The following is a 23,949-nucleotide window of genomic DNA, read 5'->3' on the forward strand; positions in this document are numbered from 1 at the left end:
CCGTGCGGCGCTCCACCGCCCGTGTCCCCCCGCAGGTACGCGAGCGGGCCCCCGACCGTGACCGGGGGCCCGCGCGGTCCCTACGCCTGCCGGCCGGTCACGCCCGGCGCAGTGCGGAGCGGCCCGCGTAGCGTGCCGAGTCGCCCAGTTCCTCTTCGATCCGGATCAGTTGGTTGTACTTCGCCGTGCGGTCGGAGCGGGAGAGCGAGCCGGTCTTGATCTGGCCGCAGCCGGTGGCCACCGCCAGATCCGCGATGGTGGTGTCCTCCGTCTCGCCCGAGCGGTGCGACATGACGGCCGTCCAGCCCGCCCGGTGGGCCGTGGCCACCGCGGACAGCGCCTCGGTCAGGGTTCCGATCTGGTTGACCTTGATGAGGATCGAGTTGCCGACTCCGGTGCGGATGCCCTCGCGCAGGAGCCTCTCGTCGGTGCAGAACACGTCGTCGCCGGTGAGCTGGCAGCGGTCGCCGACGCGGGCGGTCAGCTCGCGCCAGCCGTCCAGGTCGTTCTCCGCCATCGGGTCCTCGACGGAGACGATCGGGTAGGCGTCGATGAGCTTGGCCAGGTAGTCGGCGTTCTGGGAGGGGGTGCGGCGCACCCCCTCGCCGGCGTAGTCGTACACCCCGTCGCGGAAGAACTCCGACGAGGCCGGGTCCATGATCAGGCCGATGTCCGTGCCCGGGCGGTAGCCGGTGCGCTCGATGGCGGCCACCACGAAGTCGAGCGCCTCCTCGGCGGTACGCAGCGCGGGCGCGAAGCCGCCCTCGTCGCCGACGCCCGTGGAGTGCCCGGCGGCCAGCAGGTCGCGGCGCAGGGTGTGGAAGACCTCGCTGCCCATGCGGACGGCTTCGGCGAAGGTGTCCGCGCCCACGGGAGCGATCATGAACTCCTGGAAGTCCAGCGGATTGTCGGCGTGCGCCCCGCCGTTGACGATGTTCATCATCGGCAGCGGCAGGCGGTGGGCGTCGGCGCCGCCGAGGTAGCGGTAGAGCGGCTGGCGGTGGGCCGCCGCGGCGGCCTTGGCGGTGGCGAGGGAGACGCCGAGCACCGCGTTGGCGCCGAGCCGCGACTTCGTGGCGGTGCCGTCGAGGCCGACCAGCGCGGCGTCGAGCCCCGCCTGGTCCGCCGCGTCCCGGCCGCGCACGCACGCCGCGATCTCCCCGTTGACGTGGGCGACCGCGCGGTCGACGCCCTTGCCGTGCCAGCGCGCGGAGTCTCCGTCGCGCAGTTCCACGGCCTCCCGGGCGCCGGTGGAGGCGCCGGAGGGGACGGCCGCGCGCCCCAGGGACCCGTCCGTCAGGACGACGTCGACCTCGACCGTGGGGTTGCCCCGGCTGTCGATGATCCGGCGTGCGGTGACGGTCTCGATGCCGGCGTCGACGTTCCCGGCTGCCCGTGCGGACATGGTGGTTCCTCCCCGTTGTCATGTGCCGGGCCCCGGCTGCGACAGCGCTGGCGCTGGGCCCGACAAGTCCAAACCATACAGCCATGCTGTGCAGTTTTGCTGAACAGCATTGCTGTACAGCATGGCTGTGCAGGTCAGGTGCGCAGCAATGCTGCACAGCGGGGTAAAGTGCCGTATGCCCACCTCGGAAGCCGCCGCCATCGCCGCAGAACTGCGCACCGCGATGGGCAAGCTCACCCGGCGCGTCAAGCACGAGGACCGCATCCCGCTGGGCCAGGCCGCCGTGCTCGGCGCACTCGACCGCAACGGCGCCATGACCACCAGTGACCTCGCCGCCGATCAGCGGGTACGCCCCCAGTCGATGGCACGGGCGGTGGGGCTCCTCATGGAGCAGGACCTGATCACGCGCCGGGCGCACCCCACGGACGGCCGCAAGTCGCTGGTCGAGCTGTCGGACGCGGGCCGGACCGCGCTCGAAGCCGAGCGCGGCCGCAGGGCCGGCTGGCTCGCCCAGGCCATCGAGGCCGAGCTCACGGATGACGAGCGGGCGCTGCTGGCCCGGAGCGCCACCCTGCTGGAGCGGCTCGCCGCGCGCTAGAGCGCCGGAGGGGACGTCCCCTGGCCGCGCCCTCCCCGGAACCCGCGAGCGCCTCGTTCGGGGGTTTTCGGCTCGCCCCGTCGCATCTGCCCTGATATGCAGAGGCATGGTCACATTGCAGATGCCGACGTTCCCTCCCTAGCGTGTCGCACATGCGGCACCACACCGCGGGTCAGGCCGCACGTCCGCTCGGCGTGAGCCCCGACACCGCACGCCGCCGGGCCGACGCCGGCACGTTCCCGCCGACCGGGAGGGCCGTGAACGCTCGGGGCGCCGCCTCATCGACGGACGGGACCTGACGGTCCCCTTCAGTCTCAGGAGAACCAGCGACCATGCCCCGAATCCTCACCACCCGCCGCACCCGCCGCACCGCCGCCGGCCTGCTCGCCGGTGCGCTCCTGATCCCGGTGCTGGCCGCCTGCTCCGGAGACGACAGCAAGGACACCACGACCGCCGCCAGCGCCGGCAGCTCCGAGTCGGGGGTCCCGAAGGCGGACCTGACGGTCCTGGCCGCGGCCTCCCTCACCGACGTCTTCAAGGCCGCGGGCGCCGCGTACGAGAAGACGCACCCGGGCACGAAGCTCACCTTCTCCTTCGCCGGTTCGCAGGAGCTGGCCGCACAGGTCAAGCAGGGCGCGCCCGCCGACGTACTCGTCACGGCCGACACCAAGACCATGGACGGGCTGAAGGGCGACACGAACGACCCGAAGGTCATCGCGAAGAACCGTCTGGTCATCGCGACCGGCAAGGGGAACCCCCGCAAGATCGACAACCTGAAGGACCTCGCCGACACGAAGATCAAGGTCGTGCTCGCCGCACCCGAGGTCCCGGCCGGCCGCTACTCCCGGCAGATCCTCGACGCCCGGAAGATCGACGTGAAGCCGGTCTCCCAGGAGCCCAGCGTGCGCGCCGTCCTGTCCAAGATCGAGCTCGGCGAGGCCGACGCCGGCCTGGTCTACAAGACGGACGCCGCCACCGCCGAGGACAAGGTCGTCGCCGTCGACATCCCCGACGACCAGAACGCCGTCGCCTCCTACCCGGCCGCCTCCCTCAAGGGCTCGAAGCACCCCGCCGCGGCCGATGCCTTCCTGACCTGGCTCTCCGGTCCCCAGGGCCAGAAGTACCTCCAGGACGCGGGCTTCCAGAAGCCGTAGCCGGCCCGGCCGGCACGCCGAACGGGGGCCGCCCCCACGGGTGGCCCCCAGCGGCCCACCGCGCCCCGCCCCGACTCCCGCCGAGGACCGCCCTTCATGCTCCGTGGCCGCCGGATATCCGGCACCCGCCCCTCCATCGCCCTGGCGCTGCCCGCGCTGCTGGCTATCGCGTTCCTGCTGCTGCCGCTCATCGGCATCCTGGTACGCACCCAGTGGAGCGAACTCGGCACCCACCTGACCAGCCCGGGCGTGGTCGAAGCGCTCAAGCTGTCGCTGATCGTCTCCTTCGCCGCGCTCGGACTGTCCCTGGTCCTGGGCGTGCCCCTGGCGTGGCTGCTGGCCCGGGTGGAGTTCCCCGGCAAGACCCTCGTACGGTCCCTGGTCCTGCTGCCGATGGTGCTGCCGCCGACCGTCGGCGGCGTCGCCCTCCTCCTCGGCTTCGGACGGCGCGGACTGCTCGGCCCCTGGCTGGAGGACACCTTCGGGATCGTCTTCCCGTTCCACACCTCCGGCGCGGTCCTCGCCGCGACCTTCGTCGCGATGCCGTTCCTCATCATCAGCCTGGAGGGCACCCTCGCGGGCCTCAAGCCCACCTACGAGGAAACGGCGTCCTCCCTCGGCGCCTCCCCCGTCCGGGTGTTCTTCACCGTCACCCTCCCGATGGTCGCCCCCGGGCTCGCCGCCGGAGCGGCCCTCGCGTGGGCCCGCGCGCTCGGCGAGTTCGGTGCCACGATCACCTTCGCGGGGAACCTGCCGGGCGAGACCCAGACCCTGCCGCTCCAGGTCTACCTGCTCCTCCAGGACGCGCCCGAGGCCGCCACCTCCGTCTCCCTGCTCCTGCTGGCGATCGCCATGGGCGTCCTGGTCGCCCTGCGCGGCCGCTGGACCGGCTCGGTCGGCCGCCCCCGCGCCGGCTCCGCCGAGCCGGAGCCGGCCGCCGCGGTCCCGGCCGCCACCGAACCGCCGGCGCCCGTGCACACGACGGAGCCCTGGCCGCTGCACGCGGAGGTGACCGGCTTCAACGAGCTCACCCTGGACGCCGAGCCGGGCACCACCATCGCCGTCGTGGGCGAGAACGGCGCCGGCAAGACCACCCTGCTCCGGGCCCTCCTCGGCCTGACCCCGCGCGCCCACGCCGAACTCAGGCTCGGCGACCTCGACGTGACCGCCCTGCCCCCGCACAAGCGGCACGTCGCCTGGGTCCCGCAGGACGGCGCGCTCTTCCCGCACCTGAACGCCCTCGCCAACACCGCCTACGGGCTCCGCGCCCACGGCATGCCGAAGGCCGAGGCCCGCACGGAGGCCCGCCGCTGGCTCGACCGGCTCGGCGTCGGCCACCTCGCCCACCGCAAGCCCGCCGAACTCTCCGGCGGCCAGGCCCAGCGCGTCGCCCTCGCCCGCGCCCTCGCGGCCCGTCCCCGCCTGCTGCTCCTCGACGAACCGCTGGCCGCCCTCGACCAGACCACCCGCGGCCACGTACGTCACACCCTGCGCCGCCACCTCGCCGGCTTCGGCGGGGTCTGCCTCATCGTCACCCACGACCCGGTCGAGGCCGTCTCGCTCGCCGACCGGGTCCTCGTCCTCGCCGACGGCCGCACCCTCCAGGACGCTCCGCCCGCCGAAGTCACCCGCCACCCCCGCTCCCCGTGGGTGGCCCGCATGCTCGGCCGCAACGCCTGGCCCTGCACCGCCACCCGCGCAGGCCTCACCCTCGCGACCGGCGGCACCCTGGTCGCCGCCGACCCGCTCCCCGAAGGCGCCAGGGCACTGGCGATCATCGCTCCCGAGTCCGTGTCCCTCCACCGCGACAAGCCCACCGGCAGCCCCCGCAACGTGTGGCCCGGCACGGTCCGCGAGATCACCGTCGTCGGCAGCCGCCTGCGGATCCTGATCACCTCCGACCGGATCCCGGACCTCATCGCCGAGATCACCCCCCAGGCCGCCACCGAGCTCGCCCTTGCCGACGGCACCGACGTCTGGGCCGGCCTCAAGGCCACGGAGATCACCCTCGTCGAACTCTGAGCCCGGTCCGGGGCCCGGCGTCCCGCTGCCGCCGAACGGCAGTCCATGACGTCCCGGGCCAGCCGCCGCAGAGATCGGGACGGTTCCGCCGGCCCCCTCCGGCGAGGTCACGGATCGTTGGCGGGCCAGTCGAGGAGGCGGGCGCCGATGACAGCGGTCCGGAGCGTGTAGCGGTGGGCCTGGTCGGTCGGGTCGGCGCCGGTGAACCGGTGGATCCGCTCCAGCCGGTAGGTGAAGGCCCGCACGCCCGGATCTCGGCATCAGCCCGGCCACCGGATACCTCCGCCCGGTGATCGGAATCCCACCGGAGCCGGTGCCGTTCACGACCTATCCGGCCGTGCTCGCGAAACCGGCGTCGGTCTCCGCGATCACCGGCTTCACGCCCCCGGCTCCCGGCGCGCCCGCCGACACCACGGACGCCACCGGCCCCGGCGGTGGCCAGGCGTCCCTCGCAGCACGACGACGGCGACGTGCAGTCGGGACCCGATCGTGTTTCCGTCCGGGCAACAGCCGCAGATCCGGCTGCAATTGGCGCAGACCCTGGTCGGCATCCTCAACCAGACGCTCATCCTCCGGACCGGCGGGGGCCGGGTGGCCGCCTTCGAGGTGCCGGTGGGCACGGCGGCGATCCGCAACCTGATCCGCGAGGGCAAGAACCGAGTGCGAGATCTGTCACGGCGGCGCGAAGCTTGACGGCGTGCTGAAGGATTCGGTCGCGGTTCACGCACCATAGGGCGCCGACCGAGGCGCCCTCGTGGGCCATCCGGTTCCGGGCCTGTCTGGCCTTGTGCAGGGTGTCCATGTCCATGGTCCGTCTCATGGTGTGCGCGGCCAGGCTGTGCAGCGGCCGGCCGGCAGCGTGTCGGCGGGGACTGCGGCGACGGCCTCTTCGAGGGCGCCCGTTCTGGTATCACGTCGTATCCTGCGGAACTCCGTATACGGAGCTGTTCTCGCTGACGCCTTGCGGCTGGAACGACCGCTCTTCCTCGGTCGGATCTTGGTAGCACACTTACATTTACCGGCGTCGTGCTGACGGCCAGTCACAAGGAGGACGTGAACCGGCTCGCAGTTCGCGTCACCCAAGATGCCGATGAGCAGCCGTCGGCCACGCCGAACAGGCCCTGGCGGTCGATCGGCAGAAGGGTGCCTCGTCCGCATCGCCTCGGACAGGGATGGGGCGATGGTGGCCAGGGCCTCGACGGCTTCACGTGTCACCCGCCGCCCGGGGCGGCACCCGCGATGCCGTGATCCCGCAGCCAACGGGTGAGCGAGGCGCCGAAGGACGCGTGTGCCTCCTCCAGCGGGTGCTGCATCTCGCCCGTTGGGAACCGGCCGAGGATGTCCGAATAGAACGAGACGCGTGAGCTCGTCACCGAACCGCCGTACACGGTCGCCGGGTCCAGCCCGCTGAGCAGCCGTCGGCTCTGCTCGTCCTGCCGAAAGCGCAGAACGTCCCAGGCGAAGACGTATCTGCCCCGCACACCTCTGGAGCGCAGGTAACCGTCGAGCATGAGCCAGTCCAGCGCGAAGTTGGTCATGGCCCCTTGGGAGCTCCAAAGGTGACGGTAGTAAGCCTCGGACAATTGGTCCTCGATCTGGATCCGCCATCGGCTCAGGCGGTGCCAGCGCAACTCGTCGGGCAGGTCCGGCCGGAAGCCGTGCCCTTTGTCCCGCCGCCGTGTGTAGCACTCGTGACGTGAGAGGCCGGTCCACATGCAGAGCACGAGCATCTCCTCGACGGGCACCTGGTGTGCTGCGGCGAGGTGGTCGAGTTGACCGACGGTGGTTCGGACGACGCGCCGGTTCGAGCCCCCGTCGCAGCCCAGGTTGACCAACGGCACACCCAGCGCCTCGGCCACCAGGGCCGGCCACGCGTCCTGTGCGCGCTCCAGCTCTGCTCCACGGGTGTAGCTGCACCCGTTGGCGACGAGGAGGCGGACGGGGCGGGACATCACGGGGCTCAATGGACGCGCACTCCTTCCTTGTCCCCGAAGGCCTCGGCATCGCGCCAGGTGTTGACGAGCGGTTCTCCACGGGAGTTCAAGCTCGTGTTGAGGAGCATGGGGCAGCCCGTCTCGGTCTCCCACTGCCGAAGCAGCTCGTACAGGACGGGATGGTCGCGCTGGGCGACGCTCTGTACCCGGCTGGTGCCGTCCACGTGCACCACGGCGGGGAACGCTTCCGGCTCACGGCACCTGGCGGTAAACTGCATGTACGGGGTGGCCGGCACGGGTACGTCGAAGTACTCGTGCAGCAGTTCCTCCCGGATCACGGGCGCGAACGGCCTGAACTTCTCCCGGCCCTTGACTCTGTTGACACGGTCCTTCATGTTCGCCGTCCGCGGGTCCGCGAGCAGGGACCGGTTGCCCAGGGCCCTTGGCCCGAACTCGGCGGCGCCGTTGGCGACGGCGGCTACGCCGTCCGTGCTCAGGCTGGTCACCACGGCCGGGATGTCGAGGTCGCGCTCGATACGGGTCCCCAGGTACGGACCCTCCCATCGCAGGGGCTTGCGCAGCTGAGCGGCTGCGGCTCCGACGCTTGAGCCAGCGTCCCCGGGATTCGGGAAGATCCACAGCCGGGAGAAGCCCGCCTCGCGCGCGATCGCCGAGTTGGCCACGCAGTTCAGCGCCACTCCGCCCATGAGGATCAGATTGGGGGCGCCGACCTCCTTGCGCGCCCAGACGGCGGCTTCGACGAGCACCCTCTCGGTGACCGCCTGGATGCTCGCGGCGAGGTCCTCGGGGCGAGCTTCGGGCAACCATTCTCCGATGCCCCGATGGACGTTCGAGGCCAGCCGATAGCCGGGCGGATCCAGGGTGATCCAGGTGTCGAGGATCTCGTCAACGTGGCGTGGTTGTCCGTACGCGGCCATGCCCATGAGGATGTACTCGTCCTCGTTCGGCTTGAAGCCGCACCGCCGGGTGAAGGCGCTGTACAACAGCCCGAGACTATGCGGGTAGCGGCGGCGGTAGCGTAACCGGAGTCCTGATTCCAGGGAGTAGCCGAAGACCGTGAAGCAGTCGAACTCTCCGATGGCATCCGCGACTATGACGGCCGCCTCGTCGAACGCGCTCGTGGCGATCCCCGCCCAGGCGTGCGCTTCGTGGTGCCCCACGATCGAGACGGGCGTCCTGTGTGACAGGCCGGCGCTTCTCAGGTACCTGCGAGGCAGGTCGGATGCCGATGTCGCGTGGCCCCACTGCCCGGCGCGCAGATGCCGGAGTTTCTTCAATACAGGTCGCTCGTACCAGACGATTTCGTCCGGCGCGCCGAAACTCATGGCTTCTCGGATCAGTCGGGGATGCAGCAAGGCATCGTTCTTGATCCGGGAATAGCGTTCCGCGTGTGCGGCGAACGCGATCCGATTGTCCTGTACGACGGCCAGTGACGCGTCATGGGACAGCGCTGAAATCCCCCAAGTGATCACGATGTCGGCCGCATCACTTGTACATGAACGGGTCGGAACGCCGCAGACGCCATCGTCTGAGCGCCCACGCCATCCGCTGAAACAGGACGCGTGCTTTGCCGATCATGGTTCCCCCCAGTCCTGGCCGGCCGAGTCCGCGTTCGAGTGAAGCACGAAACCCCCAGGGGAACAAGAGAGTCTGTGTGGCACGGTCTGGACCCTAAAACGGCAACTGCCTAGGGTCGCGACCATGAATTCTGCCGCAGACCAGCCTTCGCGATCAGGGGTGGACGGACCCGCTTCTGAGCCCGGGGCGCCGGAGAGTCTTGCCGAGACCTCGCTCGCGAAGTCCGGCGAGCGCAGGTACCACCCCTCGCCGGAGGACTGGCGTGCGGAGGTCCTCTACTCCCTCGTCGTGGACCGATTCCAGTCCCAGCCCCTGGCGACGGTCGAGGGAGATCCCGCCGATGGCCTTTCGCGCCACGGGGGGAATCTCCGAGGCCTGTCCACACGACTCGACTACATCCGCGAGCTCGGCGGTACGGCGTTGCACCTGACCCCGGTCGCACTCAACGGCCAGGGCTCGTACCACGGATACGCGCCCCGCCATCTGATGGCGGTGGACCCGCGCCTGGGCACGATGCAGGATCTTCGGCAGCTAGTCTCCGAAGCCCACAGACGAGGCATCCGTGTCGTGCTCGACCTCGTACTCAACCACGCCGGTCCCGTCTTCGAGTACGCCGACGGCAGTAATCACTGGAGGGGCGCGGAGGTGCCGGCGGATGTGCACGGGGAGATCGGGATCCGCCCGCTCGAACTCGCTTCGCCGCAGCACTTCTCGCGGCGGGGCGTCATCGACGACTGGAACGACAACGAGCAGGAGACTCTGGGAGACTTCCCACCGGATTACCGCAGACTTGCGACGGAGAATCCGCAGACACAGAGGATTCTGGAATTCATCGCGTGCTGGTGGATCCGGGAGACTGACATCGACGGATTCCGCCTCGACGCTGTGCGGCACATGGATAGAACCTTCGTGGCCAAGCTCTGCGGGACCATCAAGAGGTACACCGCAGGTCTCGGAAAGGCGAACTTTCTCGTCATCGGTGAGCACGCGGGCGACGACGACGCTTTGATCGCCTCCTGTTTCTCGCTCGGATTGGATGCCGTCTACAACTACGGCGAATATCGACGCCAAAGCTGGGCCCTCCATGGCCGGGCGCCCGCGAGCGAACTCGAGGAGAGTCACACCACCGCGTCAAAGGCGTTCGGCCGTGATCATGGATTCACCGTCCGGTTCATCGACAACCACGACGTCTACCGGTTTCTCCGCGAGGGCGAACCGGATGGACGCCTCCGGGTCGCCCTCGCCCACGTCATCCTCTCGATCGGTATCCCCATGATCTACTACGGCACGGAGCAGGGATTCCGTCAGTGCACGGGGCGGTTGGACCCGGAGAATCTCTGTGATCCCGCCGACCCGGAGAACCGGCAGGACATGTTTCCCGAGGGGAAGTTCACCTCGCCCAGTTCCGCAGGGGACAGCTTCGACAACTCCTCCGTCTTCTTCCGGTGGACCCAGCAGCTCATCGACCTCCGTGGCCGGCGCCAGGCCCTGCACCTCGGAGAGCAGGAGGTGCTCTTCTCGGAACGGGGCAGGCCGGGACTCTACGCCTTCATGCGTCACCACGAGGGCGAGCGCATACTGATCGTGCTGAACACCCGCTCCCGCCCGGCCTCGCGTAGATTGCCCGTCGGTGTGCTCTTCGAACCGAAAGCCTCCCCCGAGCGGCATTCCCCTCTCTCGAACCCCGTCCTGCAGAGCCTCCTCCCGCCCCATCCGGCGGCCCGGGTGCACCGGACGCCCGGCGGACCGCTCGTCGCGGACATCACACTCCCCGCGTTCGGAGTAGGCGTCTTCTTGGCGCGGGCCACGTGAACATCGGGTGCATTGCGCGACCAGAACAGGGGAGTTGCCCGAGCGCTGCGATTCGTCGAAGGTATGACCGACATCGAATCGCGCATCGACACGTCCCAGCCGCACGCCGCCCGGATATGGAACTACGGGACCGGCGGCAAGGACGACTGCCCGGTCGGCCGGGGCGGCCTGTTCCCTGGCCATCGGTACCGGACTGCCGAGCGCAGGCAACACGCACGAGGTCGCCCAGTGCTTCGCTCCCGACGCACGGGGCGTGTACGCGGACAACGACCCGCGTGCTCGCCCGTGCCCTGCTCGTCGGGACGCCGTAGGGTGCACGGACGGTCGGCGCGTTCGAGGGCCGCGTAGGCAACCCCCGCGGCCCCGCGAGCGCGCCGTGAACCCCGCGCCACCCTGCCTTCGGGCGAACCGGAACGGAACCGGCTGATCGGGGTTCCCCAACAGTCTCGTTTTTGGCCTGTTCCCCTGTCGGGATTGCAGAGGCAGTGCGGGGGGAGCAACATGACCGGCCGTCTACTGCAGCACTGCCCCATGGCTCGCGATCTCGCCTGCCCCCAGCGTCTCCTGGCGGGACTCGCCGAAGGCGCTCAAAAGAGGCCGAGCTTCTTCGGGGAGTAACTGACCAGCAGGTTCTTCGTCTGCTGGTAGTGCTCCAGCATCATCTTGTGGGTCTCGCGGCCGATGCCCGACTGCTTGTACCCGCCGAAGGCGGCATGGGCCGGGTAGGCGTGGTAGCAGTTCGTCCAGACGCGGCCCGCCTGGATCGCGCGGCCCGCGCGGTAGGCCGTGTTGATGTCGCGGGTCCAGACGCCGGCCCCCAGGCCGTAGGACGTGTCGTTGGCGATGCGCACGGCGTCGTCGAAGTCCTCGAAGGACGTCACCGACACCACCGGACCGAAGATCTCCTCCTGGAAGATCCGCATCCGGTTGTCCCCCTCGAAGATGGTCGGCTGGACGTAGAAACCGCCCGCCAGGTCACCGCCGTGGTCGATGCGCCCGCCGCCCGTGAGGACCTTCGCGCCCTCCCGCTGGCCGATCTCCACGTACGACAGGACCTTCCTCAGCTGTTCCGCCGAGGCCTGCGCACCGATCATCGTGTCCGTGTCCAGGGGATGGCCCGGCACGATCAGTTCCGTACGGGCGACCGCCGCGTCCAGGAAATCGCCGTACCGGCCGCGCTCGATCAGGGCGCGCGACGGGCTCGTACAGACCTCGCCCTGGTTCAGCGCGAACATCGTGAAGCCCTCCAGGGCCTTGTCGCGCAGGTCGTCGTCCGTCGTCCAGATGTCGTCGAAGAACAGGTTCGGACTCTTGCCGCCGAGCTCCAGGGTGACCGGCTTCAGGTGCTCGGCCGCGTACTGCATGATCAGACGCCCGGTCGAGGTCTCCCCGGTGAAGGCCACCTTCGCCACGCGCGGGCTCGACGCGAGCGGCTTGCCCGCCTCCTCGCCGAAACCGTTGACGACGTTCACCACGCCCGGCGGCAGCAGGTCGGACACCAGGCTCAGCCAGTAGTGCACCGAAGCCGGCGTCTGCTCGGCCGGCTTGAGGACCACGGTGTTGCCGGCCGTGAGCGCCGGGGCGAGTTTCCACACGGCCATCAGGACGGGGAAGTTCCACGGGATGATCTGGGCGACCACGCCCAGCGGCTCGTGGAAGTGGTAGGCCACCGTGTCGTCGTCGAGCTGGCTCAGCGCCCCCTCCTGGGCGCGCAGCGCGCCCGCGAAGTAGCGGAACTGGTCGATCGCGAGGGGTATGTCCGCGGCGAGGGTCTCGCGGACCGGCTTGCCGTTCTCCCACGTCTCCGCGACCGCGAGGGCCTCCAGGTTCCGCTCCATCCGGTCCGCGATGCGCAGCAGGACCGCGGACCGCTCGGTGACCGAGGTGCGGCCCCAGGCGGGGGCCGCCGCGTGCGCCGCGTCCAGGGCCCGCTCCACGTCCTCCGCCGTGCCCCGCGCGATCTCGGTGAAGGGCCGGCCGTTCACGGGGGAGGGGTTCTCGAAGTACCGCCCCCGGGCCGGTTCGACGTACTCGCCGCCGATGAAGTGGTCGTAGCGGGACGCGTACGTCATCAGCGCGCCCTCGGTCCCGGGCGCAGCGTAACGGGCCATGGTGTTCCTCCCCTTGCCGGGCGCCGGCCACCGTCGGACGGCACTCGGGGAGGAGGCTAGGAGCGGGCGGGTTGCGGGTACGTTGCGTACCGCCGGGGCATCCGCTGCGGGCCGCCGCCCAACTCCGCGTCCAGGGCCCGTACGCGGGCCAGCGCGGCCGGCCGGCCCTCCGGCGGCAGGGCCGCCGCCAGCGCCCGCCACACCTCCGGGTCCTCCGCTCCCCACGCACTGCACACCCAGTCGGTCAGCAGCCCCGCGTCCGCGCGGGCGATCACCGCCGCCCGCGCCTGGTCCTCGATGCGCCGCCGCAGCCGTACGATGCCCGGCGCGCCGGAGGCCGGCAGCAGGGGGCCCGCGTACCGGGACAGGCCGGCCGACACCGCGCCGGCGGCCAGGTGCCGGGTGACCGCGGTGAAGTCGGCCTCCACGGGGGCGGCGGTCCGGTAGGGACGGGAGAGCAGGTTCCCGGCGCCCAGCAGCGTGCGCAGCCGGGACACTTCCGCGCGCAGGGTCACCGCCGAGACCGACTCGTTCTCGTACAGCGCGTGGGCGAGTTCCTCCCCCGACAGGCCCTCGGGGTGCTGTGCGAGCAGGGCCACGATCTCGCTGTGCCGCCGCCCCAGCACGATCCGCCGGCCGCCGAGCACCAGCAGGGCCTCGTCGCGGCCGAGCGCCGAGAGGCTGTCCCGGGCCCCGTCGGCCGGCTGCGGCGCGAGCAGCGCCAGCTGGGCCTCGGCGGCCCGGGCCACCGCCTGCACGAAGGCGAGCGAGTGGGGGTGGGCCAGTCCGTCGCCGCCGGTGATGTCGACCGCCCCCAGCACCCGTCCGGTGGCGGGATCGCGCACCGGGGCCGCCGCGCAGGTCCAGGGGTGCACGAGGCGGCTGAAGTGTTCGGCCCCGAAGACCTGGACGGGCTCCCCGAGCGCGACCGCCGTGCCGGGTGCGTTGGTCCCCATCGCGGTCTCCGCCCAGCGGGCCCCCGGTACGAAGCCCAGCCGCTCGGCCCGCCGCAGGGTCGCCGGTTCCCCCTCGACCCACAGGAGCGCGCCGCGCGCGTCGCACACCGCGAGCAGATGGGCCCCATGGGCCGCGAACGCCCCGACGAGGTCCCGGAACAGGGGCATCACCCGGGCCAGGGGGTGTGCCGCGCGGTAGTCCCGCAGGTCCGCCCCGGCCAGCTCCAGCCGGGGCGCGCACTCCGGGCTGACCCGCGCCCGCGCGCACCGCCGCCAGGACCGGGCGATCACCGCCCGGACCGGCGGTTCGACGCGCCCGTCCCGGGTGAAGGCCTCGTGCGCCCGCCGCAGGACGCGCGTGCGCTCGACGGGATCGGCCCCGCCCGGCAGCGCCAACGACGGACCGCCCATGTCACCCTCCCGAGGGGCCGTGGCGCCGCGGGTGCGCGGAGCGCCCCCATCGTCGTGCGGCTCCCGGCCCCCGGCAAGCACCACGTCGGCCACACCGCGCCGAAACCGGGTGGGGCGGGGGATCCGAGGGGGCGAGGCCAACCCGTCCCAGGGAGCCACGGGGCCGGAGCGATGCCGTGACCCGGGTCACTTCGAAGACCGCCCGGGTGGCCGGGAACGCACGGCCCCCGTGGCGCGTTGTTGCAGGTAGTGGTCGACGTGGAAGAAGGAGGTGTCCGCAGATGTCGAAGGGCGCGAAGATCGCCGTTGGCGCGGTCGTGGCAGCCATCGTGCTGTATTCCCTGCTCGGGTTCTGGGCAGGACTGGCGGTCCTGATCGGGGTCCCGGTGGTGGCGTATCTGCTGCTGGACTCCTCCCAGAAGCGTCGTCTGCGGGGCATGTCCAGGAAGCAACTCGGCCGCTGAAGGCCACAGGGGGGCGTTTTCGATGAGCAGGGCACGGATCAGGGCGGTCAGCAGCAACGCCGAGTACTCGTTCACCAAGCCCAACCGGGAGAGCATCACGCTGCTCGCGGGCCTGGGGGTGGAGGGCGACGTGCACGCGGGGGTCACGGTCAAACACCGTTCACGGGTGGCCGCCGACCCGACCCAGCCGAATCTGCGCCAGGTGCACCTGATCCACCAGGAGCTGTTCGACGAGGTGGCGGCGGCGGGATTCAGCGTCGGACCGGGCCAGCTCGGGGAGAACGTCACCACCGAGGGCATAGACCTGCACGCGCTGCCGACGGGCGCCCTCCTGCGCCTCGGCGAGGAGGCGGTGGTCGAGGTGACCGGGTTGCGCAATCCCTGCCCGCAGATCAACGCCTTCCAGGACGGGCTGCTCAAGCAGGTCGTCGGCCGGGATGAAGAGGGCCGGGTGATCCGCAAGGCCGGGATCATGGGCGTGGTCCACCGGGGAGGCACGATCCGCCCCGGCGACGCCATCACGGTGACCCTGCCCGACCTCCCGCACGTTCCGCTCGAACGCGTCTGAGACCCGGCCGGCCGGCTGCGCCGACGCGGGGCGTCGCCGGGCAGCCCGGCCGCCGGTCCGCCGGCGGGCGGCCTTCGCCGCACGCGCCGACTCGCGGCCGGGCTCCGGGCCGACCCGGAGGGCGTGGGCCCGAAGGCGCGCCGCGGGGAGTCAGGACAGCCGGCCGGCCACCCGCTCCAGGGCCGCCAGCAGCTCCGGGAGTTCGGGCAGTTCCGCGTCGCCCGCGCGCGGGACGGTCAGGACCTCGCCCGGCTCCTCGTCCAGCAGGACGAAGGCCGCGTCGTCGGTCCGGGCCACCAGGGACCAGCCGGGCCCGTCCGCCCGGATGGTCCGCACGCCCTCACCGGCGAAGGCGGACCGGACACGGCCCGGCGGTGGCGCCTGCACGGCGTATCCCGTGGCCTCCCGCAGCGCCCGCGCCAGCCCGGGGTGCGCCGCGGCGGCGGCCCCGCCGTCCGTCGCGACCCGCTCGCGCCAGTCCGCCCACTCCCGGGCGATCTGGTCCGCGCCCATGCGCCGCTGCACCGGGCCCCACGACTCCGCCGACGGCGGGGCCAGCGGCACCCGCCCGGTGCCGTCCGCGCCCTGCTCGGGGTCGTGCGGCTCCGGGATGCCCGGCGCCGCCACCGTCAGATCCAGCGGCCAGCCCGCCAGCGAGAGCACGATCGTGCTCTCGTCGGGCGACAGCTCGTACTCCATGCCGCAGTCCCAGGAGGCGATCGCGGTGGCCACGAGCGAAACGTCGTCGACGACGACCGTCCAGCGCGCACCCTCCGCGTCCTGCCCGAGCACCAGCCCGTACCCGTCGGCGACCGCCGGCACGCCCAGCAGGGCACAGGCCTGCGGAAAATCGTCGCCGAACGCCGTCGGGAACTGCGTGGGGGTCAGCAGTACGGCGGTCAGCACGAACAGCGAACCCCCATCCTCCTCAGCGGACACGTGGCCTCCCGATCGCTCTCTCGTCGGCGCACCTTAACCAGCGGGTAATACGCGCGTCGAGAGTCCACGGGAGGCGATTTCCAAGCCCGCTACCTGCACGTAGAGTTGGGCACCCGCCACAGAAAGGGACACCGGTGCAGCGTTACGACCGGCTGAGGGAGATCCTCCGGCTCGACCCCGACAAGGACTTCCTGGCCATCTACCGGCTCACCGCCACCTATGAGTTCCCGTGGGACTTCACCCGCGCCCTGGAACTCGCGCTCTTCCGCACCTACGCCGTCCCCTCCATCGGCAGCCTGCTCGCCGAGACGGCCGAATTCACCCGGCACGCCCAGAAGCGCTACGACGACACCGCGCTGCTCCTCGACGCGGTCGTCGAGCACGGCTTCGACAGCGACACGGCGCGCACCGCGATCCGCCGCGTCAACCAGATGCACCGCAGCTACGACATCTCCGACGACGACATGCGCTACGTCCTGTGCACGTTCGTCGTGATCCCCGCCCGCTGGATCGACGCCTACGGCTGGCGCCCGCTGACCCACCACGAGCGGCGGGCCTGCGCCACCTACTACGCCACCCTCGGCCGTCATCTGGGCATCAAGGACGTTCCTGGCTCCTACGAGGAGTTCGAGACCACCCTGAACGCCTACGAACGGGCGCACTTCGGCTGGGACGAAGGGGGCCGGGAGGTCGCCGACTCCACCCTCGACCTCATGGCGTCCTGGTACCCGGCACCGCTCGCCCCCGCCGTGCGCCGCGCGAGCCTCACCCTCCTCGACGAGCCGCTGCTGAGCGCCTTCCGCTACGAGCCCCCGGGCCCCGGCCTCCGACGCCTGGTCCGGGGCGCGCTGTGGCTCCGGGGCCGCGCGGTGCGGCTCCTGCCGCCCCGCCGGGCCCCCCACTACGCCCGCCAGAACCCGGAGATCAAGGGCTACCCGGACGGCTACGACGTCGGCGAGCTCGGTACGTTCCCCGTGCCCGGCGCGGGCGGCTGCCCCGTGCCGCATCCGCGCCGCCCGGCCGGAGCCGAAGCCCAGCCGCCCGCGTAGCCGCCGGGCGCCGGGGCGGCCCCGGTGCGCGGGGCGACGTAGGGTCCGAAAGGCTCAGGGGCGGCGGGCCGCCAGGACCAGGAAGTGGGCGTCCTCGTCGGCGTACGAGGTCATGTCCCAGCCCGAACCGGACAGCAGCGGGCGGAGGTTGTGCTCCGCCCGCAGGTCGTCCGGGGTCAGCTCGCGACCGTGGCGGGCGGCGAGCGCCGCTCGCCCGATCGGGTGAAACAGCGCGAGGCGGCCGCCGGGGCGGACCGCACGGGCGAGCTCGCGCAGGTTCGCCGCCGGGTCGGGCAGGTGCGCGATCAGCCCGGCCGCGAACACCGCGTCGAGGGATCCGTCGCGCAGCGGCAGCCGGGCCACGTCGGCGAGCAGCAGGGTGCCGTCGGCGTCCCGCCCGGCCTCCCGCGCGGCGGCCAGCATCCGCTCGGTGAGGTCCACGCCGAGCACGGTTCCGGAAGGGCCGACGGCCGCGCGCAGCGGGGGCAGGGCCCGGCCCGTCCCGCAGCCCGCGTCGAGCACCCGGTCGCCGGGGCCCAGGCCCAGCTCGCCCACGGCGGCCGTGAAGGCGGGCCCGTCCTCGGGGAACTTGCGGTCCCAGCCGGCGGCGCGTGTCCCGAAGAACTCCTGCACGTGTGTGTGGTCCTCGTTCGTACGGCTCATGCCCCCATGATCCCGTACCGTCGCCCGCCTGCGGGCCGTGTGCAAGCTGGCACGTGGGGTGATCGGAGATGAACGTATCTCTGTCATATTCCAGCAGTTCCAGCGGCTTTCGAAATGCTTCCCCTGTTCGTGCCCTCACCCGGACTAGCGTCCCGTGGCCATGGGACACCTGGACCACGCCGCCTATGGCTGGCTGACACCCGCACTGTCATATGTGATGGCATCGATCGGCGCCGCCCTCGGACTGCGCTGCACCGTCCGCGCGCTCGCCGCCACCGGGGCCTCCCGACGCAACTGGCTCCTCACGGCGGCCTCGGCCATCGGCACCGGCATCTGGACGATGCACTTCGTCGCGATGCTCGGCTTCCACGTCACCGGCACCGAGATCCACTACAACGTGCCGCTGACCATCCTCAGCCTGCTCGTCGCGGTGCTCGTCGTCGGCGCCGGGGTCTTCGCCGTCGGCTACGGCCCGGCCCGCGGCCGGTCCCTCGTCCTCGGCGGTCTGACCACCGGACTCGGCGTCGCGAGCATGCACTACCTCGGCATGGCGGCCCTGCGCCTGCACGGCCGGGTCGTCTACGACCCGCTCACCGTCGGGCTCTCCGTCGTCATCGCCGTCGTCGCCGCCACCGCCGCCCTCTGGGCCGCGCTCAACATCAAGTCGCCGGCGGCCGTGGCCGTCGCCTCGCTGGTGATGGGCCTCGCGGTCAGCAGCATGCACTACACCGGGATGCTGGCCGTCTCCGTCCGCGTCACCCCCTCGGACCAGGCGCTGCCCGGAGCCACCTCCCTGCAGTTCATCTTCCCGCTCGCGGTCGGGCTCGGCTCCTACCTGTTCATCACCGCCGCGTTCGTGGCGCTGTCCCCGACCGCCGACGAACGCGCCGCGTCCGCCTCGGCCTCCGGTGCCGTCACCGTCCCCTCGACCGGACCCGGGGCCCCCGGCCGACCGGGCGAGGGCGCCGTGCCCGCGCACTGAACGACCGCCCGTCCCGGCCCCGCCCCGTACCGCCCCGGCCCCGCCCCGTACCGCCCCGAACGAGGAGCCCATGCGCACATCCCGCAGAAGACCGCAGACAGCGGCTCCGCGGCCACCCGTGCCACCGGCGCGCGGCCGCCGGGCGCACGCCGGTCCCCCCGCCGAGGAACCACCGGTCCCGGACCCGGTCCCGGATCCGCGTACCGTCCCGGCCGGGGGCGCGCCCGCCGGCACGCGCCCCCGGATCCGGCTGCGCCCCGCCACCGTCCGGGCGAAGATCGTCTCGCTGCTGATGGTCCCGGTCGTCTCCCTGCTCGGCCTGTGGGCCTTCGCCACCGTCGCCGCCGCCCAGGACGTCGCCCGGCTCAGCCGGGTCCGGCAGGCCGACGCCGAGATCCGCACCCCCGTCGCGGCCGCCCTGACCGAGCTCCAGGCCGAACGCCGGGCCGCCGTCCGCTTCCTGGCCGATCCGGCCTCCGACCAGGCGGCGGCCCTGGAACAGCAGGCCCGGCGCACGGACGACGCCGTACGCCGGCTCCGCCTCGGGAACCGGCACACCGTCGCCGACTCCGGCGACTACCACGGCGACGTGGTCACCCGACTGGACACCTTCGTCTCCCGCGCGGAAGGGCTCGGCGCGACCCGCAAGGACGTGACCGGGCGCCGCGCCACCCCGGACGGCGCCTACGCGGTCTACACCGAGGCGGCCGACTCCGCCCTCGCCGTCGAGGGCGCCCTCTCCGGCGGTCAGGACCCCGAACCCGGCCCCGACCGCCGCGTCCTGCTGGAGTTCACCCGAGCCGGCGAGATGCTCTCCCGCGAGGACGTCCTGCTCGCCGTGCCGGGACCCCGCAGCCCCGACGCGCTCCGCCGCCTGACCGGTGTGATCGAGAACCGCCGCACACTGACCGCCGCCACCGCCCCGGACCTGCCGGCGGCCCAGCGCGCCGCCTGGGAGTCCGTGGCGAAGAGCGCGTCCTACGCCGAGCTCACGGGCGCGGAGGACAAGGCCCTGGCCGCCGCCCCCGTTGCTACCGCCCCCGCCGGAGGCGCGACGGCGCAGCGGGAGGCCCCCCGCGAGGCGCCGCGCGGAGTGCCCGCCGGGTGGGAGGCGGCGTACACGAGCGTCAGCGGCTCGATGCGCGACATCCGGCTGGCCGCCGCCGCCGGGTCCGCGGGCCGGGCCGACCCGCTCGCCGAGGGCCTGCTCGGCCCCGCCGGGGCGGCGGTACTGCTGGGGCTGGCCGCCGTCGCCGCCTCGCTGGTCATCTCCGTCCGCATCGGCCGCACCCTGGTCGTCGAACTGGTCGCGCTGCGCAACACCGCCCTGGAGATCGCCCACCGCAAGCTCCCGGACGCCATGGACCGGCTCCGCGCGGGCCGGGCCGTGGACATCGACACCGGCGTCGAGGCCGGGCCCGTGCCCGGACGGACCAGCGAGGACGAGATCACACAGGTCGGTACCGCGCTGTCCACCGTCCACCGGGCGGCTCTGAGCGCCGCCGTCGAACGGGCCGAATTCGCCAGCGGGGTGAGCGGGGTCTTCGTCAACCTCGCCCGCCGCAGCCAGGTCCTCGTGCACAAGCAGCTCAACCTGCTGGACTCCATGGAGCGGCGCGCCGACGACCCCGACGAGCTCGACGACCTCTTCCGGCTCGACCACCTCACCACCCGGATGCGCCGCCACGCGGAAAGCCTGATCATCCTCTCGGGCGCCGCTCCCGGCCGGGCCTGGCGCGTGCCGGTCCCGCTCACGAACGTCGTGCGCGCCGCCGTCTCCGAGATCGAGGACTACCCGAGGGTCGAGGTCCGAGGCCTCGCCGAAGCCGCCGTCGTCGGCGCTTCGGTGGCCGACCTGACCCACCTCCTCGCCGAACTCGTCGAGAACGCCACCCAGTTCTCCCCGCCGCACACCAAGGTCCGGGTCAGCGGCGAGCCCGTCGGCGCCGGGTACGTCCTGGAGGTCGAGGACCGGGGGCTCGGCATGGGCCGCGAGGCGCTGGCCGACGCCAACCGCCGCATCGAGCACTCCGAGGACCTCGACCTCTTCGACAGCGACCGCCTCGGCCTGTTCGTGGTCAGCCGTCTCTCCTCCCGACACGGGGTGCGGGTGCGCCTGCGGCCGTCGCCCTACGGAGGCACGACCGCGGTCGTGCTGCTGCCCAACTCCCTGCTCCAGGGCGCGATCGGGCCCGGCCCCGCCTCCGCCCCCACCACCCCCGACCCCGGCCCCGTGTCCCCGGCCGGTGCGGGGCAGCCGGAGCGGCCCGCGGCCGTGAGTGTCGTACGGGAGACCGTGCGCGGCGTCCCGGCGCCCGGCCGGCCGTCCGCCCCGGCGCCCGCCTCCGCCCCGGCGCCCGCCTCCGGCCCGGCCCCCGTCTCCGCCGCGCCCGGCGCCCCCGGACCGCAGGGGTCGCGCCCCGCTCCGGTCGCCCCCCTCCGGCCGCGCGGCCCCGGTGGCACGGGCACCCGTACGCACCCGGTGTCCGCCCCCGCCCCGGCCCCCGTGCCCGCCCCTGCCCTCACCGCGGCGTCGGTCACCGAACTGCCGCGCCGGGTACGGCAGGCCAGCCTGGTCCCGCAGCTGCGCGAGGCGTCCGTCGCCCAGGCCCCCGGCGCCGGGAACGCCGAGGAGCCCCCGGACCGCAGCCCCGAACAGGCCCGGGACCGGATGGCCGCCTTCCGGGCGGGCTGGGCGCGCGGGACCCGGGAGACCTCGAACCCGAACGGCGGCCCCCACGCGGGCAGCGAAGGAGAAGTGTGATGATCGAACACCACGGGACCGGCTACGGGACCGGCCGCGGAACGGCCGGCCGCGGGAGCGACCGCGGGATGGGCCGCGGGATCGGCCACGGGAACGATGCCGACCCGGTGCGCCGGTCCGGCGAGCTGGACTGGCTGCTGGACGACCTGGTGACGCGGGTCCGCGAGGTCCGGCACGCCGTCGTCCTGTCCAACGACGGCCTGGCCGTGGGCTCCTCCAGTGCGCTGAGCAGGGAGGACGCCGAGCACCTCGCCGCCGTGGCCTCCGGGTTCCACAGCCTGGCCAAGGGCGCGGGCCGGCACTTCCGCACCGGGGGCGTGCGCCAGACGATGGTGGAGATGGACGAGGGCCACCTCTTCGTCGCTGCCGCGGGCGACGGCTCCTGCCTGGCCGTCCTCAGCGCGGCCGGTGCCGACATCGGGTTGATCGCCTACGAGATGGCCCGGCTGGTCAAGCGGGTCGGCGAGCACCTGTACGCCCCGCCCCGGTTCGCGGTCCGCCCGCCGGCCGCAGGGTGAGAGCGGCGGTCCGGCGCATGGACGACCAGTGGTACGACGCCGAGGCGGGCCCGCTCGTGCGCCCGTACGCCATGACCGGCGGGCGCACGAAGCCGGGGCCCCACGGCGTGCGTTTCGACCTCATCGCGCTGGTCGTGGTGGACCCGGCGGCCGGGGGAACGGGGGAGGAGGCACTGCTCGGCCCGGAGCACCGGGCGTTGCTGGGGCTCTGCCGCGACGAGACCCAGTCGGTGGCCGAACTCGCCGCCGACGCGGACCTGCCGGTGGGGGTGGTGCGGGTGCTGCTCGGTGACCTGTTGGAGGCGGGGCACGTCAAGGTCAGCCGTCCGGTGCCGCCCGCCCGGCTGCCGGAGATGCGGATTCTGCGGGAAGTCATCGAGGGATTGCGAGCGCTGTGATGGGACTGCACGACAACGGACCGGCGGGGCGGGGAGGTTCCGCGACGGACGAGGAACTGGCCGCGCTCGCTCTGAAGATCCTCGTGGCGGGGGGCTTCGGCGTCGGCAAGACCACGCTCGTGGGCGCGGTCAGCGAGATCAGGCCGCTGCGGACCGAAGAGCTGCTGAGCGAGGCCGGCGAGCGGGTCGACGACACCGGCGGGGTCGACCAGAAGACCACGACCACCGTGGCCATGGACTTCGGGCGGATCACGATCCGGTCCGGCCTGTCCCTGTACCTGTTCGGGACGCCGGGGCAGGACCGGTTCTGGTTCCTGTGGGACGAGCTCGCGCTGGGCGCCCTGGGTGCGGTGGTCCTCGCCGACACACGGCGGCTGGAGGACTGCTTCCCGGCCGTGGACTACTTCGAGCACCGGCGGATCCCGTTCGTGGTGGCCGTCAACTGCTTCACCGACGCGCGGCGTTACGGGGCCAACGACGTGGCGCGGGCCCTCGACCTGGAGCAGGGGACACCGGTGGTGCTGTGCGACGCCCGCGACAAGGACTCGGGAAAGGAAGTGCTGATCAGGCTCGTCGAGTACGCCGGGCGGGTGCACACCGCCCGGCTGCTCGATTCGGTCGGGCCGCAGGCCGATCCCGTGTGACGTCAGTCGGCGATGCCGGCGGTCGCGATCACCTTGTCGATGGGTACGCGGACGAGGAGTTCGCCGGGGACGGCGTTGCGGCGGCCGAAGGCCTCGCCGCGGTCCTCGCCCATGTAGCGGGAGCCGATCCGCGTCGCCCAGGGGAGCATCTCCTCCAGGTCCTCGCTGATCTCGGCGCGCCCCTGGAGCACGACGTAGGAGAAGGGCGGCCGGTCGTCGTCCACGCAGAGGGCGACCCGGCCGTCCCGGGCCAGATTCCGCCCCTTGACGGTGTTCTTGCCGGTGTTGAAGACGAAGGCGTCACCGTCGAGAACGAACCAGATGGGAGCGATGTGCGGGCTTCCGTCCTCGCGGACCGTGGACAGCTTTCCGGTGCGGGTGGAGTGCGAGACGAACGCACGCCACTCCTCTTGAGTCATCTTCTGTGCCATGGGTCCATCCTCCTTGCCGGAAAGGGGCTGGTGGGGAAGGCTTGCGGCACGACCAAGCGGGGTGGGGCGCGGCCACGTCGGCCGCGTCAACGGGGAGGGGCTGGAAATGGCACTGGACAAGCAGCTCGACTGGTTGCTGGACGATCTGACGCGCAGGGTCCCGCAGGTCCGCCACGCGGTGGTGCTGTCCAACGACGGACTGGTGACGGCCGCCAGCGCCGGGCTGGCGCGCGAGGACGCCGAGCACCTCGCGGCGGTCGCGGCGGGGCTGCAGAGCCTGGCGAAGGGGTCGGGGCGGCACTTCAGGGCGGGGGAGGTGCGCCAGACCATGGTCGAGTACGACGAGGGCTTCCTGTTCGTCGTCGCGGCGGGTTCGGGCAGTTCCCTGTGCGCGCTGAGCGCGGCCGAGGCGGACATCGTCCAGGTGGCTTATGAGATGACGCTGCTGGTCAACCGGGTCGGGGAGCACCTGGGGGTCGCGGAGCGGCGGATCACCGGGGGCTGACCGGCGGGCGGCTGGCGCGGAG

22 protein-coding genes and 3 pseudogenes are annotated in these 23,949 nt (G+C 72.4%); 16 read left to right on the forward strand and 9 right to left on the reverse strand.

The window, feature by feature from the left end; genetic code table 11:
- Window positions 1-97: 97 nt before the first annotated feature.
- Window positions 98-1,405: a phosphopyruvate hydratase gene (gene eno, locus OG295_RS31130; protein WP_371679938.1), complete on the reverse strand. Its 1,308-nt coding sequence runs from the start codon at window positions 1,403-1,405 to the stop codon at window positions 98-100.
- Between the two features lie 175 nt (window positions 1,406-1,580).
- Here eno and OG295_RS31135 point away from each other — a divergent pair, with 175 nt between their 5' ends.
- The 4 genes and pseudogenes from OG295_RS31135 (at window position 1,581) to OG295_RS31150 (ending at window position 5,179) form a co-directional block, all read left to right on the forward strand.
- Complete coding sequence (locus OG295_RS31135; RefSeq protein ID WP_371679939.1) at window positions 1,581-2,003, forward strand: MarR family winged helix-turn-helix transcriptional regulator; 423 nt, start codon at window positions 1,581-1,583, stop codon at window positions 2,001-2,003.
- 143 nt (window positions 2,004-2,146) lie between these two features.
- Window positions 2,147-2,301: pseudogene (locus tag OG295_RS31140) on the forward strand (MerR family transcriptional regulator); the annotation flags it as partial.
- Window positions 2,302-2,335: 34 nt separating this feature from the next.
- The gene (gene modA / locus OG295_RS31145) at window positions 2,336-3,157 is read left to right on the forward strand and encodes a molybdate ABC transporter substrate-binding protein (protein ID WP_371679940.1); all 822 of its coding nucleotides are present in this window, start codon (window positions 2,336-2,338) and stop codon (window positions 3,155-3,157) included.
- Window positions 3,158-3,253: 96 nt separating this feature from the next.
- On the forward strand, window positions 3,254-5,179 hold the full coding sequence (locus OG295_RS31150) for an ABC transporter permease (RefSeq protein WP_371679941.1): 1,926 nt from the start codon (window positions 3,254-3,256) through the stop codon (window positions 5,177-5,179).
- 107 nt (window positions 5,180-5,286) lie between these two features.
- On the opposite strand, the pseudogene OG295_RS31155 reads toward OG295_RS31150, so the two are convergent.
- Window positions 5,287-5,424 (reverse strand): annotated as a pseudogene (locus OG295_RS31155) (PucR family transcriptional regulator); the annotation flags it as partial.
- Window positions 5,425-5,668: 244 nt separating this feature from the next.
- On the opposite strand from OG295_RS31155, the gene OG295_RS31160 reads away from it, so the two are divergent.
- Entirely contained in the window at window positions 5,669-5,872 is a 204-nt protein-coding gene (locus OG295_RS31160) for a hypothetical protein (RefSeq protein ID WP_371679942.1), read from the forward strand.
- Window positions 5,873-6,390: 518 nt separating this feature from the next.
- Here the strand turns inward: OG295_RS31160 and OG295_RS31165 are convergent.
- Together OG295_RS31165 and OG295_RS31170 are read right to left on the reverse strand one after the other, a co-directional pair.
- Window positions 6,391-7,134, reverse strand: a complete 744-nt coding sequence (locus OG295_RS31165) for a DUF6071 family protein (protein ID WP_371681361.1) — start codon at window positions 7,132-7,134, stop codon at window positions 6,391-6,393.
- A gap of 5 nt (window positions 7,135-7,139) precedes the next feature.
- Entirely contained in the window at window positions 7,140-8,606 is a 1,467-nt protein-coding gene (locus OG295_RS31170) for a carbamoyltransferase C-terminal domain-containing protein (RefSeq protein WP_371679943.1), read from the reverse strand.
- A 229-nt stretch (window positions 8,607-8,835) separates the two neighbouring features.
- Between OG295_RS31170 and OG295_RS31175 the strand changes: the two genes are divergently transcribed.
- Window positions 8,836-10,524 carry an alpha-amylase family glycosyl hydrolase gene (locus OG295_RS31175; RefSeq protein WP_371679944.1) on the forward strand — a complete coding sequence of 563 codons (1,689 nt, stop codon included), beginning with the start codon at window positions 8,836-8,838 and terminating at the stop codon, window positions 10,522-10,524.
- Between the two features lie 135 nt (window positions 10,525-10,659).
- Window positions 10,660-10,951: pseudogene (locus tag OG295_RS31180) on the forward strand (SAM-dependent methyltransferase); the annotation flags it as partial.
- A 160-nt stretch (window positions 10,952-11,111) separates the two neighbouring features.
- On the opposite strand, the gene OG295_RS31185 reads toward OG295_RS31180, so the two are convergent.
- Both OG295_RS31185 and OG295_RS31190 read right to left on the reverse strand, forming a co-directional pair.
- A complete protein-coding gene (locus tag OG295_RS31185) occupies window positions 11,112-12,635 on the reverse strand; it encodes an aldehyde dehydrogenase family protein (RefSeq protein WP_371679945.1) in 1,524 nt (507 codons plus the stop codon).
- 56 nt (window positions 12,636-12,691) lie between these two features.
- A complete protein-coding gene (locus OG295_RS31190) occupies window positions 12,692-14,002 on the reverse strand; it encodes a GAF domain-containing protein (protein ID WP_371679946.1) in 1,311 nt (436 codons plus the stop codon).
- A 281-nt stretch (window positions 14,003-14,283) separates the two neighbouring features.
- Between OG295_RS31190 and OG295_RS31195 the strand changes: the two genes are divergently transcribed.
- Together OG295_RS31195 and OG295_RS31200 are read left to right on the forward strand one after the other, a co-directional pair.
- Window positions 14,284-14,466, forward strand: coding sequence for a hypothetical protein (locus tag OG295_RS31195; RefSeq protein WP_030232626.1), 183 nt, complete (start codon window positions 14,284-14,286; stop codon window positions 14,464-14,466).
- 22 nt (window positions 14,467-14,488) lie between these two features.
- Window positions 14,489-15,034: an MOSC domain-containing protein gene (locus OG295_RS31200; RefSeq protein ID WP_371679947.1), complete on the forward strand. Its 546-nt coding sequence runs from the start codon at window positions 14,489-14,491 to the stop codon at window positions 15,032-15,034.
- A gap of 150 nt (window positions 15,035-15,184) precedes the next feature.
- On the opposite strand, the gene OG295_RS31205 is transcribed toward OG295_RS31200, so the two are convergent.
- Window positions 15,185-15,973 carry a hypothetical protein gene (locus tag OG295_RS31205; protein WP_371679948.1) on the reverse strand — a complete coding sequence of 263 codons (789 nt, stop codon included), beginning with the start codon at window positions 15,971-15,973 and terminating at the stop codon, window positions 15,185-15,187.
- A gap of 134 nt (window positions 15,974-16,107) precedes the next feature.
- Here OG295_RS31205 and OG295_RS31210 point away from each other — a divergent pair, with 134 nt between their 5' ends.
- Window positions 16,108-17,022, forward strand: a complete 915-nt coding sequence (locus OG295_RS31210; RefSeq protein WP_371679949.1) for an oxygenase MpaB family protein — start codon at window positions 16,108-16,110, stop codon at window positions 17,020-17,022.
- 54 nt (window positions 17,023-17,076) lie between these two features.
- Here OG295_RS31210 and OG295_RS31215 read toward each other — a convergent pair whose 3' ends face one another.
- On the reverse strand, window positions 17,077-17,685 hold the full coding sequence (locus tag OG295_RS31215; RefSeq protein ID WP_371679950.1) for a class I SAM-dependent methyltransferase: 609 nt from the start codon (window positions 17,683-17,685) through the stop codon (window positions 17,077-17,079).
- A 160-nt stretch (window positions 17,686-17,845) separates the two neighbouring features.
- Here OG295_RS31215 and OG295_RS31220 point away from each other — a divergent pair, with 160 nt between their 5' ends.
- The 5 genes from OG295_RS31220 (at window position 17,846) to OG295_RS31240 (ending at window position 22,991) form a co-directional block, all read left to right on the forward strand.
- A complete protein-coding gene (locus tag OG295_RS31220) occupies window positions 17,846-18,667 on the forward strand; it encodes an MHYT domain-containing protein (RefSeq protein WP_371679951.1) in 822 nt (273 codons plus the stop codon).
- Between the two features lie 118 nt (window positions 18,668-18,785).
- Complete coding sequence (locus tag OG295_RS31225; RefSeq protein WP_371679952.1) at window positions 18,786-21,431, forward strand: nitrate- and nitrite sensing domain-containing protein; 2,646 nt, start codon at window positions 18,786-18,788, stop codon at window positions 21,429-21,431.
- Window positions 21,432-21,499: 68 nt separating this feature from the next.
- Window positions 21,500-21,949, forward strand: a complete 450-nt coding sequence (locus tag OG295_RS31230) for a roadblock/LC7 domain-containing protein (protein ID WP_371681362.1) — start codon at window positions 21,500-21,502, stop codon at window positions 21,947-21,949.
- A gap of 17 nt (window positions 21,950-21,966) precedes the next feature.
- Window positions 21,967-22,347, forward strand: coding sequence for a DUF742 domain-containing protein (locus OG295_RS31235; RefSeq protein WP_371679953.1), 381 nt, complete (start codon window positions 21,967-21,969; stop codon window positions 22,345-22,347).
- Window positions 22,347-22,991 (forward strand): ATP/GTP-binding protein, encoded by a 645-nt coding sequence (locus OG295_RS31240; protein ID WP_371679955.1) that lies wholly within the window; start codon window positions 22,347-22,349, stop codon window positions 22,989-22,991. Before OG295_RS31235 ends, OG295_RS31240 begins: the two co-directional genes overlap by 1 nt.
- A gap of 2 nt (window positions 22,992-22,993) precedes the next feature.
- Here the strand turns inward: OG295_RS31240 and OG295_RS31245 are convergent, their stop codons facing one another.
- Entirely contained in the window at window positions 22,994-23,422 is a 429-nt protein-coding gene (locus tag OG295_RS31245; protein WP_356210448.1) for a PPOX class F420-dependent oxidoreductase, read from the reverse strand.
- Between the two features lie 106 nt (window positions 23,423-23,528).
- On the opposite strand from OG295_RS31245, the gene OG295_RS31250 reads away from it, so the two are divergent.
- Window positions 23,529-23,927 (forward strand): roadblock/LC7 domain-containing protein, encoded by a 399-nt coding sequence (locus tag OG295_RS31250; RefSeq protein ID WP_042809302.1) that lies wholly within the window; start codon window positions 23,529-23,531, stop codon window positions 23,925-23,927.
- Window positions 23,928-23,949 lie beyond the last annotated feature (22 nt).

This window comes from Streptomyces sp. NBC_01276, from assembly GCF_041435355.1.
Taxonomy (GTDB): Bacteria; Actinomycetota; Actinomycetes; order Streptomycetales; family Streptomycetaceae; genus Streptomyces.